This is a genomic window from Stutzerimonas stutzeri (assembly GCF_000590475.1).
In the GTDB taxonomy this organism is placed as follows: domain Bacteria; phylum Pseudomonadota; class Gammaproteobacteria; order Pseudomonadales; family Pseudomonadaceae; genus Stutzerimonas; species Stutzerimonas stutzeri_D.
In genome coordinates, this window is the sequence record NZ_CP007441.1 from 1,907,169 (window position 1) to 1,919,769 (window position 12,601).

Genomic DNA, 12,601 nt, shown 5'->3' on the forward strand with positions numbered 1-12,601 from the left:
GCATGAATACAGAACACCGCAAACCACTGCCCGGCACGTTGCTGGACTACTTCGATACACGCGCCGCGGTCGAAGCTATCCAGACCGGGGCCTACGACAAACTCCCCTATACCTCGCGCGTGCTGGCCGAACAGCTGGTGCGGCGTTGCGATCCGGCCATCTTGATCGATTCGCTGAGACAGATCATAGAGCGGCGCCGCGATCTGGATTTCCCCTGGTATCCGGCGCGCGTGGTCTGTCATGACATCCTAGGTCAGACCGCGCTGGTGGATCTGGCCGGGCTGCGCGATGCGATTGCCGAGCAGGGCGGTGATCCGGCCAAGGTCAATCCTGTGGTGCCGACCCAGTTGATCGTCGACCACTCGCTTGCCGTCGAATATGCCGGCTTCGATCCGGACGCATTTGAGAAGAACCGTGCCGTCGAAGAGCGTCGCAACGAGGATCGCTTTCATTTCATCGAGTGGACCAAGACGGCATTCAAGAATGTCGATGTGATCCCGGCTGGCAACGGGATCATGCACCAGATCAACCTGGAGAAGATGTCGCCAGTGATCCAGGCCCGTGGCGGCATCGCCTTTCCGGACACCTGCGTCGGAACCGACAGCCACACCCCGCACGTCGACGCGCTCGGTGTAATCGCCGTTGGCGTCGGCGGACTGGAAGCCGAAACGGTGATGCTCGGCCGCGCATCGATGATGCGACTGCCGGATATCACCGGCGTTCGGCTGACCGGCAAGCGTCAGCCCGGTATCACAGCAACTGATATTGTCCTGGCATTGACCGAGTTCCTGCGCAAGGAACGCGTGGTCGGTGCTTACGTAGAGTTCTTCGGTGACGGCGCCGCCAGCCTGACCATCGGCGACCGCGCGACGATCTCCAACATGTGCCCCGAGTACGGCGCCACGGCTTCGATGTTCTATATCGACCAGCAAACCATCGACTATCTGATATTGACCGGTCGTGAACCGGAACAGGTGGCACTGGTGGAAAACTACGCAAAGACTACCGGGCTGTGGGCTGATGCGCTGGTCGATGCGGAATATGAGCGGGTCCTGGAGTTCGATCTGTCGAGCGTCGAGCGCACCATGGCCGGTCCGTCCAACCCGCATCGCCGCCTACCGACTTCGGCGTTGCACGAGCGCGGTATCGCCACTGACCTGGACAAGGCATTGGCCGAGGAAGAGCAAGGGCTGATGCCCGATGGCGCGGTGATCATTGCCGCTATCACCAGCTGTACCAATACCTCCAATCCGCGCAACGTCGTGGCAGCCGGCCTGTTGGCGAAGAAAGCCAACGAATTGGGACTGGTGCGTAAGCCATGGGTGAAGACTTCGTTCGCGCCAGGTTCGAAAGTCGCGAAGCTTTATCTGGAGGACGCCGGTCTTCTAACCGAACTGGAAAAGCTCGGCTTTGGCATCGTCGCCTACGCCTGCACCACCTGCAACGGCATGTCCGGTGCGCTGGATCCAACGATCCAGCAGGAAATCATCGACCGTGACCTGTATGCCACTGCCGTGCTCTCGGGTAACCGCAACTTCGATGGACGCATTCACCCATATGCCAAGCAGGCGTTCCTGGCATCACCACCGCTAGTGGTCGCCTATGCCATCGCCGGCACCGTGCGTTTCGATATCGAGAAGGATGTGCTCGGCCATGATCAGGCGGGCAGTCCAGTCACGCTCAAGGATCTTTGGCCGAGTGACGAAGAGATCGACCGCATTGTCGCCGCGTCGGTCAAGCCGGAGCAGTTCAAGCAGATCTACATTCCGATGTTCGATCTGGGGACGGTGGTAGAGGCGGAAAGCCCGCTGTATGACTGGCGTCCGATGTCGACCTACATCCGTCGTCCGCCTTACTGGGAAGGCGCTCTCGCAGGTGAGCGCGCGCTCAAGGGCATGCGCCCACTGGCGGTGCTGCCGGACAACATCACCACTGATCACCTGTCGCCATCCAACGCGATCCTGCTCGACAGCGCTGCCGGCGAATACCTCGCCAAGATGGGCCTGCCAGAAGAGGACTTCAATTCTTACGCCACGCACCGCGGCGATCACCTGACCGCTCAGCGCGCCACCTTCGCCAATCCGCAATTGATCAATGAGATGGCGGTGGTCGATGGGCAGATAAAGAAAGGATCGCTGACCCGCGTCGAGCCGGAAGGCAAGGTGATGCGGATGTGGGAAGCCATCGAAACCTACATGACCCGCAAGCAGCCGTTGATCATTATTGCTGGCGCCGATTACGGGCAGGGTTCATCCCGCGATTGGGCCGCGAAAGGCGTTCGGTTGGCAGGCGTAGAGGCGATCGTGGCCGAGGGCTTCGAGCGGATCCACCGTACCAATTTGGTAGGCATGGGTGTGCTGCCTCTCGAATTCAAGCCGGGCACCACACGCTTGACGCTGGGGATCGATGGTAGCGAATCCTATGACGTGATCGGTGACCGTACGCCGCATGCCACGCTGACCGTGGTGATAACCCGCAAGAGTGGCGAACGTGTCGAGGTGCCGGTCACCTGTCGCCTCGATACGGCGGAAGAGGTATCGATCTATGACGCCGGCGGGGTGTTGCAGCGCTTCGCGAAGGACTTTCTCAACCAATCCTGAGCGCGTCGCCAGGCTTCGCTGCTGCGCAAAAGGCAGCAGCGTCGCGCCTTGAGAGTCGAATCCGTTTCCGCCCAGCGGGTCATGTATTTAATGAGGCAGATTTCCATGGTTCACGCACCGCAACTGAAAATTCCGGCCACCTATATGCGCGGCGGCACCAGCAAGGGCGTGTTTTTCCGCCTTGAGGATCTGCCGCCTGCGGCGCAGGTCCCGGGCGAGGCGCGGGACAAACTGTTCATGCGTGTCATCGGCAGTCCCGACCCTTATGGCAAGCACACCGACGGTATGGGCGGCGCGACGTCTAGTACCAGTAAATGCGTCATCCTGTCCAAGAGCGACCGCCCTGAACATGACGTCGAATACCTGTATGGCCAGGTTTCGATCGACAGCGCCTTCGTCGACTGGAGCGGCAACTGCGGTAACTTATCCACGGCTGCAGGCGCGTTTGCGCTGCATGCCAGGTTGGTCGACCCGGAACGGGTCCCGCGGGACGGCGTCTGCAGCGTGCGTATCTGGCAGGCCAATATCGGCAAGACGATCATTGCGCATGTGCCGGTCAGCAACGGTGAAGTACAGGAAACCGGCGACTTCGAGCTGGATGGCGTGACGTTTCCGGCTGCGGAAATCATGCTTGAGTTCCTCGATCCCGCCGACGAGGGGGAAGGTGAGGGCGGCGGTTCGATGTTCCCCACGGGCAATCTGACCGACTCACTCGAGGTGCCAGGCGTCGGCGTCCTGAAAGCGACCATGATCAATGCGGGTATCCCGACGATCTTCATCAATGCTGATGAAATAGGGCTCACCGGTAGTGAACTGCAGGATGCGATCAATGGGGACCCGAAGACGCTGGCGATGTTCGAGCGGATTCGTGCCCACGGCGCGTTGCGCATGGGCCTGATCAAGACGATCGACGACGCCGTGAAGCGGCAACACACGCCCAAGGTCGCCTTTGTTGCCAAGCCGCGAGACTACATCTCATCCAGCGGCAAAGCCGTTCGCGTTTCAGATATCGATCTGCTGGTGCGTGCCCTGTCGATGGGCAAGCTGCACCACGCGATGATGGGTACCGCGGCGGTCGCCATCGGTACGGCCGCCTCGATTCCGGGCACGTTGGTCAATCTGGCGACCGGAGGCGGGGATCGCTCGGAGGTTGTGTTTGGGCACCCGTCCGGCACGTTAAAAGTAGGTGCCGAAGCGCGCCAGTTGAACGGCGAATGGACGGTGGTCAAAGCCAGCATGAGCCGCAGCGCGCGGATATTGATGGAAGGATGGGTGCGTGTGCCCGGCGATGGGCTCTGATTGCGAACGTCGAAACTGGGCATGGCCTAGGGTATGCGGTCGGCGGCACGTTGACCGGCAGCCCGAAGACCGAGGGGTTTAATGCAGAAAGTCCGCACTAAGCGGACTTTTTGTTGTCTAGCAGAACGGCACCTATTTGAGCCGGCGCTCGACGCCTTTCTCGACAAGGATCTTGGCGGATATTTCCTCCACCGAGAAATGCGTGGAGTTGATGTAATTGATGTTCTCGCGGCGGAAGAGGTTTTCCACTTCGCGAACTTCGAACTCGCACTGAGCGAAGCTGGCGTAGCGGCTGTTCGGTTTGCGCTCGTTGCGAATCGCGGTCAATCGGTCTGGGTCGATGGTCAGGCCAAAAAGCTTGTCCCGGTGGGTTTTGAGAGCGGTAGGTAGTTGCAAGCGTTCCATGTCGTCTTCGGTCAGCGGGTAATTGGCTGCCCGGATGCCGTACTGCATGGCCATGTAGAGGCAGGTGGGCGTTTTGCCGCACCTGGAGACGCCGACCAAAATCAGATCCGCCTTGTCGTAGTAGTGCGTACGGGCACCGTCATCGTTGTCCAGGGCGAAATTGACGGCGTCGATTCGCTCCATGTAGTTGGCGTTATGGCCGATCGAATGGGATTTGCCGACCGAATAGGAGGAACGTGACATCAGCTCATGTTCCAGCGGAGCAAGGAAGGATGAAAAGATGTCGATCATGAAACCGTTGGACTCAGCCAGGATATCGCGGATTTCCTGGTTCACCAGCGTATCGAATATGATCGGGCGCGCGCCGTCGCTTTCCGCCGCTTTATTGATTTGCTGTACCATTGCCCGCGCTTTTTCGGCCGTGTCGATATACGGCCGGGTGAGCTTGGTGAAGTTGATGGTTTCGAACTGTGCCAACAGGCTTTGGCCGAGTGTTTCGGCCGTAATCCCGGTACCGTCGGATATAAAAAATGCAGTTCGTTTCATTGCGCCTGGGACCTTAAGTCAAGAACGGTTCTCAGCTATAGTAGGCCCCTTCGCCGAGCCTCGATTGGCGGCATTGTTACTTATTTTGCAGGGCCAGACCACCGTGCCGCGGATGGGCACGAACCGAGTTTCCAACACAACGTGGAGAGATCACCTTGGTAGAGTACGTAGTTTCCCTCGATAAGCTCGGCAATCATGATGTTGAGCGTGTAGGGGGCAAGAACGCCTCCCTTGGCGAGATGATCAGCAACCTCGCAGGTGCGGGTGTTTCGGTACCTGGAGGTTTCGCCACCACGGCCCAGGCCTATCGTGATTTCATGGAGCTCAGCGGTCTCAACGAGCAAATCCATGCGCTTCTCGATGCATTGGATGTCGATGACGTGAATGCTCTTGCCAAGGCGGGCTCGCAGATTCGCGGTTGGGTGATGGAAGCTGAATTTCCGCCGCAACTGGATGCGGATATCCGTACCGCCTTTGCAGAAATGGCCGGCGGTAATGACAACATGGCGGTCGCGGTTCGCTCCTCCGCCACCGCTGAAGACCTGCCGGATGCTTCATTCGCCGGTCAGCAAGAAACCTTCCTCAATATTCGTGGCGTAGACAACGTGATCCGCGCTACCAAGGAAGTGTTCGCCTCGCTCTTCAACGATCGTGCAATCGCCTATCGCGTGCACCAGGGCTTCGATCACAAGCTGGTCGCACTCTCCGCGGGCGTTCAGCGTATGGTCCGCTCCGAGACCGGCACCGCCGGTGTGATGTTCACCCTGGACACCGAGTCCGGCTTCCGCGACGTGGTATTCATCACCGGCGCCTATGGCTTGGGCGAGACCGTTGTGCAGGGCGCGGTGAACCCAGACGAGTTCTATGTTCACAAGCACACCCTGGAAGCCGGTCGTCCCGCCATCCTGCGCCGGAACCTGGGCAGCAAGGCGATCAAGATGGTCTATGGCGAAGAAGCCAGCGCCGGCAAATCGGTCAAAACCGTGGAAGTCGATCAGGCCGAGCGCATGCGTTTCTGTCTGAGCGACGCCGAAGTCGCCAACCTTGCCCGGCAGGCCATGACCATCGAGAAGCATTACGGTCGCCCGATGGACATCGAGTGGGCCAAAGATGGCGATGACAATCAGCTGTATATCGTTCAGGCGCGTCCGGAAACCGTAAAGAGCCGCAGCAGCGCCAACGTCATGGAACGCTACCTGCTCAAGGAAAAGGGTACTGTCCTGGTCGAAGGCCGCGCTATCGGCCAGCGCATCGGCGCCGGCCCGGTGAAGATCATTCGCGACGTTTCCGAGATGGACAAAGTGCAGCCCGGCGACGTACTGGTGTCGGACATGACCGACCCTGACTGGGAACCGGTAATGAAGCGCGCCAGTGCCATCGTTACCAACCGCGGCGGCCGCACCTGCCACGCGGCCATTATTGCTCGTGAGCTGGGTATTCCGGCGGTTGTTGGTTGCGGTAATGCAACCGAGCTGCTGCAGGATGGCCAGCGCGTCACCGTCACTTGCGCTGAGGGCGACACCGGCCTCATTTTCGAAGGTGAGCTGGGCTTCGATATTCGTCAGAATTCCATCGATGCCATGCCTGATCTGCCGTTCAAGATCATGATGAACGTCGGCAACCCGGACCGTGCATTCGACTTCGCTCAGCTGCCGAACGCCGGTGTCGGTTTGGCGCGACTTGAATTCATCATCAATCGTATGATCGGCGTTCATCCAAAAGCACTGTTGAATTTCGAAGGTCTGCCGGCAGATATCAAGTCCAGCGTCGAAAAGCGTATCGCGGGCTATGGCGATCCGGTCGACTTCTACGTTGAGAAACTCGTCGAGGGCGTGAGTACGCTGGCTGCCGCATTCTGGCCGAAGAAGGTCATTGTGCGTTTGTCCGATTTCAAGTCCAACGAATACGCCAACCTGATCGGAGGCAAGCTTTACGAGCCGGAAGAAGAGAACCCGATGCTCGGCTTCCGCGGTGCTTCGCGCTACATCAGCGAATCCTTCCGCGATTGTTTCGAACTCGAGTGTCGGGCGATGCGCAAGGTTCGCGATGAGATGGGGCTGACCAACGTCGAATTGATGGTGCCGTTTGTACGGACGCTGGGCGAAGCTTCACAGGTCATCGACATTCTCGGCCAGTTCGGCCTCAAGCGTGGCGAAAACGGCCTGCGTATCATCATGATGTGCGAGCTGCCATCCAACGCATTGCTGGCCGATGAGTTCCTTGAGTTCTTCGACGGCTTCTCCATCGGCTCCAACGACATGACCCAGCTGACGTTGGGTCTGGACCGCGACTCTGGCATCATCGCGCACCTGTTCGATGAGCGTAACCCGGCGGTGAAGAAGCTGCTGGCGAACGCGATCGAAGCGTGCAACAAGGCGGGCAAATACATTGGCATTTGCGGTCAGGGTCCGTCGGATCATCCGGATCTGGCCAAATGGTTGATGGAACAGGGTATCGAGAGCGTGTCGCTGAACCCCGACTCCGTATTGGATACGTGGTTCTTCCTGGCTGACGCCGAGATCAAATAATCGCGGTGGCAAAAAAAAGGGCGCCTGCGCCCTTTTTTGCGTGGATGCGGCTGGCGGGGCCCGTTGGATGCGTATCGACCATCCGTGGTGCCGATTCCAATGCGGTATTGGCAGGTTCAGCGTGTCGTTCACATTTTCGCGGCGCCAGTATGGTGAATGCTGGTGCCTGCGTCAGAGATCCCACTTGGAGGAGATTTACCATGCAATATGTCACTCCCGATCTGTGCGACGCCTACCCGGAGCTGGTGCAGGTAGTGGAGCCGATCTTCAGCAATTTTGGGGGCCGCGACTCCTTTGGTGGGCAGATCGTGACCATCAAGTGCTTCGAGGATAATTCGCTGGTCAAGGAGCAAGTGGATGTCGACGGCACCGGCAAGGTGCTGGTGGTGGACGGCGGTGGCTCGTTACGACGCGCATTGCTGGGCGACATGCTTGCAGAAAAGGCGGCCCGTAACGGCTGGGAAGGGCTGGTCATCTACGGCTGCATCCGCGATGTCGACGTGATTGCCCAGACCGAGCTCGGCGTACAGGCACTGGCCACTCATCCAATGAAGACAGACAAGCGTGGCATTGGCGACCTCAACGTTCCGGTAACCTTCTGCGGGGTTACATTCCGTCCAGGTGAGTATGTGTATGCCGACAACAACGGCATTGTCGTTTCGCCTGAAATGCTGAAGATGCCTGGCTAATTGCAGGCGTTCGGTTACCCAAGCCCGGCTATGCCGGGCTTTTTGCGATTGAAGGTGATATGACTGTGTCTGATGAGATTGGCCATGCAGGCCTATTGCATGCATTGGTCCTGGACGGGCAGGGAGGGGCACGCCAGATCGCCTATGCAGACATCCCCTCGCTACAACTGACCGAGCCCGAGAGCCTGTGGCTTCACTGGGACCGCAGCCAGGCGCAGGCGCAGGCCTGGCTGCGCAAGCAAAGCGGATTGAGCGAGTTCGTCTGCGACGTATTGCTGGAGGAAAATACCCGGCCGCGTTTGCTCGCGCTGCCTGAGAATGAGCTTTTGCTATTCCTGCGAGGCGTCAATCTCAACCCCGACGCTGAGCCTGAGGATATGGTCTCACTACGGGTGTTTGCGGATGCTCGGAGGGTCATCTCGCTGCGCCTGCGTCCGCTGCGCTCCACCGAAGTGGTGCTTCAACAGCTGAAAGCGGGCGTTGGGCCGAAAACCTCTTCCGAGATATTGCTCGGCTTGGCTGATGCACTCACCGATCGCGTTGACGACCTGGTCGCCGTGCTGACGGAAAAGCTGGACGAGGAAGAGGAGCGAATTGAGACGGACGAACGGTACACACCGCTTCAGGACAAGATGTTGTACCTACGGCGCCAGGCCGCAAGTCTTCGTCGCTTCCTGCTGCCGCAGCGCGATATCTATGCCCAGCTGACACGCAATCGTTTGCCCTGGTTCGTCGATGACGATACGGATTACTGGAACGAGCTGAACAACCGGTTGATTCGCTACCTCGAAGAGCTGGATTTGGTACGCGAGAGAGTCAATTTGGTGCTTGAAGCAGAAGAAAGGCGAATGCGCGAACGGATGAATAGGACCATGTACCTGCTCGGCATCATTACCGGTTTTTTCCTGCCAATGAGTTTTCTCACCGGGCTGCTAGGCATCAACGTGGGTGGCATCCCCGGCTCTGAAAACCCGTACGGATTTGCGGTGGCGACCGCGGTGATTATGGCGGTGGCCGGTTTCCAATGGTGGATCTTTCGCAGGCTGAAATGGGTGTGAATGTGACTACCCACACGGTTAAGCCGTCTAGATCAGATTGTTAGCGAGGTAAACATGCGCGATCCCTTTGAAGAATCCCTGCGGGACATGCTGAACGCGCAATCGGCGCGCGATGACGATGCCTGCCTGGACCGCGTACTGAAGACGGCGAACCGTCAGGTTGGTGCAGGCGACTTGTTCGGACTGATGGGGCATTGGCTGCAGACTGTGCTGATCGCCGTCAGCAGCGGGGCGCCGCACACAACGGCTGTTACACGTCGTCGTTCCTCTCTCCATTCTTCTTTCGATAAGGCTGATTGATCATGGAATTAGATCCCTGGGGCCAGAGCTTACTGGGTGCGCTGAGTGCGCTTTGGGCACCCGTCGCGGCATTCATTCCTCGTTTGTTTGGTGCGCTGCTGGTAGTGGCCGTCGGATTTGTAGTCGCCAAGCTGCTGGACACCTTGCTGTCTAAAGTTCTGGCGAAAGTAGGCCTGGATCGACTGGTCGCGGGTACTGGTGTGACCAAGTTGCTCGGGCGTGCCGGGATTCGCGTCCCGATATCGGTCCTGATCGGCAGGATCGTCTATTGGTTCGTTCTGCTGGTTTTTCTTGTGTCGGCTGCCGAATCCCTGGGTCTCGCCCGAGTATCGGCGACGCTCGATATGCTCGCGCTTTATGTGCCCAAGGTATTTGGTGCCGGACTGATACTGCTCGTCGGCATTTTATTGGCCCAGTTGGTCAATGGCCTGGTTCGAGGTGCTGCCGAGGGTGTTGGGCTCGAGTACGCCAGCGGACTGGGCCGGATCGCTCAGGGCTTGGTGATCATCATCATCATCTCGGTTGCAATCGGGCAGCTGGAGGTCAAGACCGAGCTTCTCAACTACGTAATCGCGATTGCTTTGATCTCCGTCGGTTTGGCAGTTGCGTTGGCCTTGGGGCTTGGTAGTCGTGAACTGGTCAGCCAGATTCTGGCCGGAATTTATGTGCGCGAGCTTTACGAGGTCGGTCAACGGGTGCGGCTTGAGGGGTTGCAGCTGGAAGGCGCTATTGAAGAGATCGGTACCGCCAAGACCTTACTGCTCACGGATGACGGTGAGCTGGTCTCGATTGCAAATAGGGTGCTGCTGGAACAGCGCGTGGGCAGCCGTTAGGCCCGGTAATCTGTTAAAGTGCGCCGCCCCTTTTCGCGGGCTACCGTGAACGGCGGCCACGACTTTTGCCGGTTCGAAGCGTCTTGACTACAGCCCATCCGCCCACCATGAGCTATGACCCCCGCCAGCTTTCGGACGAAGAGCTGGTGCGGCGCGCCCATGCCGAGCTGTTCCATATAACACGTGCTTATGAAGAGCTGATGCGCCGCTATCAACGCACGCTATTTAATGTCTGCGCGCGTTATTTGGGAAACGACCGAGACGCAGATGACGTTTGTCAAGAAGTGATGCTGAAGGTGTTGTACGGCTTGAAGAACTTTGAAGGGAAGTCGAAGTTCAAAACATGGCTATACAGTATTACGTACAACGAATGTATTACGCAGTATCGAAAAGAGCGCCGTAAGCGCCGGTTACTTGATGCGCTGAGCCTCGACCCTGTTGAGGAGGCGATCGAGGAAAACGCGCCTAACACCGAGGAAAAGGCGGGGCTAGACAAGTGGCTGGTCCATGTGAATCAGATTGACCGGGAAATTCTCGTGCTGCGGTTTGTTGCGGAACTGGAATTTCAGGAAATAGCCGACATCATGCATATGGGTTTAAGCGCAACGAAGATGCGATACAAGCGTGCACTGGATAAACTTCGCGAAAAATTTTCGGGAATTGCTGAAACTTAATGGCAACAAACTGTCTTAGTGATAGCGAACAGCTTGGGCTTAGAGACAGCCGGTTTCCTTAGATTGTTCTGATACTCACCACCAGATGGGGATTTACGGATGAAACTTAAAAACACCTTGGGCGTTGTAATTGGCTCTATGGTTGCTGCTACTTCTATTAGCGCGCTCGCCCAGGGCCAGGGCGCTGTAGAGGTGGAAGCATTCGGCAAGCATTACTTCTCCGACAGCTCCCGCGGCTTCGAAGACGAAGGCGAGCTCTATGGCGCTGGCGCCAGCTATTTTCTGACCGATGATGTTTCCTTGGGCCTGTCCTATGGTGAATATCATGACGTCACGTCCGACGACCCGGTAGCGGGCGGCGGCCACAAGAATATCAAGGGAAGCCTGACCTCTCTTGATGCGGCCTATCATTTCGGCCAGCCAGGCGTAGGTTTGCGTCCTTACGTTTCTGCCGGTATGGCTCACCAGAGCATTGGCCAGGCAGCGCGTAGCGGTCGTGATCACAGCACCTTTGCAAACATTGGCGCAGGTCTGAAGTACTACTTCACCGAGAACTTCTTTGCCAAGGCCAGCGTTGATGGCATGCATAACATTGATGCCGGTGACAGCGAGTGGATGGCTGGCGTTGGTGTAGGCCTGAACTTCGGCGGCGGCGCACGGCAGCAGGTCGCGCAGGTTGAGCCGACTCCTGAGCCGGCACCGGCTCCGATCGTCGATAACGAGCCAGAGCCGGAACCGGAGCTGGTCCGTGTCGAACTGGACGTCAAGTTCGACTTCGACAAGGCGCGCGTTCGCGAAGAAAGCTACAGCGATATCAAGAACCTGGCTGACTTCATGCAGCAGTATCCGCAGACCAGCACCACTGTCGAAGGTCACACTGACTCGGTGGGTACTGATCAATACAACCAGCGTCTGTCCGAGCGTCGCGCTCAGGCTGTTCGCGAAGTGTTGGTAAACCAGTACGGCGTTGAGAGCCAGCGTGTTGATTCGGTCGGTTACGGCGAATCCCGCCCGGTTGCTGACAACAGCACCGAGGAAGGTCGTCAGATCAACCGTCGTGTAGAGGCAGAAGTCGAAGCGCAGGTTCGTTAATACGCACCACGTTTCGTTAGTTTGACCGCGCCGGCTTCAGGTCGACGCGATCAGCTGATCTGTTGAAGAATCCGATGCCAGACTCTGGCATCGGATTTTTTTTGCCTGTGCAAACAGACAGCAATGGTCCCGATCGGGCGAACTAACGGTCATGCGCACGCCGGCATCGGCCTGCGCTGCGCCCATAGTCGTTGTGCTGTCCAGCGTTCACTATGGTGTGGTCTGGACGCTTCACGTCATAGGTAAACAACCCTTCAAAGGCGAGCAAGTGAAGAGCGTCGGCGGCCAGCCGATTGGGCTCGGATTCTACGTCTGACTGAAGTGCAACTACGGAGCTGGCACACATGACGTCCGGGTCTCTCGGTGCTCTGCGTTCTTCTAGTCCGCTTCCATATGACGCTTATGTTCGTGGTGGTGATGAGAGGGCAAGTAGCCGATTTGACAGAATTCGCGCAGTCAGCCTACCGGCTTTATCACGAAGGTTTTCGCTGATCTTGCCGATACTACGTTCTATTACCTTCAACTACATAACCCTTATGGCGCTGATTAACCTAAAAGGCATGCATCGTGCAGCGAT

At 58.0% G+C, this 12,601-nt stretch carries 11 protein-coding genes; 10 read left to right on the top strand and 1 reads right to left on the bottom strand.

What is annotated here, in order from left to right:
• Positions 1 to 2 precede the first annotated feature (2 nt).
• Positions 3 to 2,600 carry a Fe/S-dependent 2-methylisocitrate dehydratase AcnD gene (gene acnD, locus CH92_RS08925; RefSeq protein ID WP_025241433.1) on the top strand — a complete coding sequence of 866 codons (2,598 nt, stop codon included), beginning with the start codon at positions 3 to 5 and terminating at the stop codon, positions 2,598 to 2,600.
• Between the two features lie 105 nt (positions 2,601 to 2,705).
• Positions 2,706 to 3,899 (top strand): 2-methylaconitate cis-trans isomerase PrpF, encoded by a 1,194-nt coding sequence (gene prpF / locus CH92_RS08930; RefSeq protein WP_025241434.1) that lies wholly within the window; start codon positions 2,706 to 2,708, stop codon positions 3,897 to 3,899.
• A gap of 132 nt (positions 3,900 to 4,031) precedes the next feature.
• On the opposite strand, the gene ppsR is transcribed toward prpF, so the two are convergent.
• The gene (gene ppsR / locus CH92_RS08935; RefSeq protein ID WP_025241435.1) at positions 4,032 to 4,850 is read right to left on the bottom strand and encodes a posphoenolpyruvate synthetase regulatory kinase/phosphorylase PpsR; all 819 of its coding nucleotides are present in this window, start codon (positions 4,848 to 4,850) and stop codon (positions 4,032 to 4,034) included.
• A gap of 155 nt (positions 4,851 to 5,005) precedes the next feature.
• On the opposite strand from ppsR, the gene ppsA reads away from it, so the two are divergent.
• The 8 genes from ppsA to CH92_RS22015 all read left to right on the top strand — a co-directional run bounded on the left by ppsA (position 5,006) and on the right by CH92_RS22015 (position 12,340).
• Positions 5,006 to 7,378 carry a phosphoenolpyruvate synthase gene (gene ppsA / locus CH92_RS08940; protein WP_025241436.1) on the top strand — a complete coding sequence of 791 codons (2,373 nt, stop codon included), beginning with the start codon at positions 5,006 to 5,008 and terminating at the stop codon, positions 7,376 to 7,378.
• A 200-nt stretch (positions 7,379 to 7,578) separates the two neighbouring features.
• Positions 7,579 to 8,067: a ribonuclease E activity regulator RraA gene (rraA, locus tag CH92_RS08945; protein WP_025241437.1), complete on the top strand. Its 489-nt coding sequence runs from the start codon at positions 7,579 to 7,581 to the stop codon at positions 8,065 to 8,067.
• A 59-nt stretch (positions 8,068 to 8,126) separates the two neighbouring features.
• Positions 8,127 to 9,125: a zinc transporter ZntB gene (locus CH92_RS08950; protein WP_025241438.1), complete on the top strand. Its 999-nt coding sequence runs from the start codon at positions 8,127 to 8,129 to the stop codon at positions 9,123 to 9,125.
• A gap of 54 nt (positions 9,126 to 9,179) precedes the next feature.
• Complete coding sequence (locus CH92_RS08955) at positions 9,180 to 9,425, top strand: hypothetical protein (protein ID WP_025241439.1); 246 nt, start codon at positions 9,180 to 9,182, stop codon at positions 9,423 to 9,425.
• A gap of 2 nt (positions 9,426 to 9,427) precedes the next feature.
• Entirely contained in the window at positions 9,428 to 10,258 is an 831-nt protein-coding gene (locus CH92_RS08960; RefSeq protein ID WP_025241440.1) for a mechanosensitive ion channel family protein, read from the top strand.
• A 107-nt stretch (positions 10,259 to 10,365) separates the two neighbouring features.
• Entirely contained in the window at positions 10,366 to 10,932 is a 567-nt protein-coding gene (gene sigX, locus CH92_RS08965; protein ID WP_038622936.1) for an RNA polymerase sigma factor SigX, read from the top strand.
• 99 nt (positions 10,933 to 11,031) lie between these two features.
• On the top strand, positions 11,032 to 12,024 hold the full coding sequence (locus CH92_RS08970; RefSeq protein WP_025241442.1) for an OmpA family protein: 993 nt from the start codon (positions 11,032 to 11,034) through the stop codon (positions 12,022 to 12,024).
• A 151-nt stretch (positions 12,025 to 12,175) separates the two neighbouring features.
• Positions 12,176 to 12,340 (top strand): hypothetical protein, encoded by a 165-nt coding sequence (locus tag CH92_RS22015; protein ID WP_158491118.1) that lies wholly within the window; start codon positions 12,176 to 12,178, stop codon positions 12,338 to 12,340.
• Positions 12,341 to 12,601: the final 261 nt, after the last annotated feature.

Coding starts and splice junctions, on each gene's coding strand:
- acnD (WP_025241433.1), top strand. CDS start 3: ATGAATACAGAACACCGCAAACCACTGCCCGGCACGTTGCTGGACTAC.
- prpF (WP_025241434.1), top strand. CDS start 2,706: ATGGTTCACGCACCGCAACTGAAAATTCCGGCCACCTATATGCGCGGC.
- ppsR (WP_025241435.1), bottom strand. CDS start 4,850: ATGAAACGAACTGCATTTTTTATATCCGACGGTACCGGGATTACGGCC.
- rraA (WP_025241437.1), top strand. CDS start 7,579: ATGCAATATGTCACTCCCGATCTGTGCGACGCCTACCCGGAGCTGGTG.
- CH92_RS08950 (WP_025241438.1), top strand. CDS start 8,127: ATGACTGTGTCTGATGAGATTGGCCATGCAGGCCTATTGCATGCATTG.
- CH92_RS08955 (WP_025241439.1), top strand. CDS start 9,180: ATGCGCGATCCCTTTGAAGAATCCCTGCGGGACATGCTGAACGCGCAA.
- CH92_RS08960 (WP_025241440.1), top strand. CDS start 9,428: ATGGAATTAGATCCCTGGGGCCAGAGCTTACTGGGTGCGCTGAGTGCG.
- sigX (WP_038622936.1), top strand. CDS start 10,366: ATGAGCTATGACCCCCGCCAGCTTTCGGACGAAGAGCTGGTGCGGCGC.
- CH92_RS08970 (WP_025241442.1), top strand. CDS start 11,032: ATGAAACTTAAAAACACCTTGGGCGTTGTAATTGGCTCTATGGTTGCT.
- CH92_RS22015 (WP_158491118.1), top strand. CDS start 12,176: ATGCGCACGCCGGCATCGGCCTGCGCTGCGCCCATAGTCGTTGTGCTG.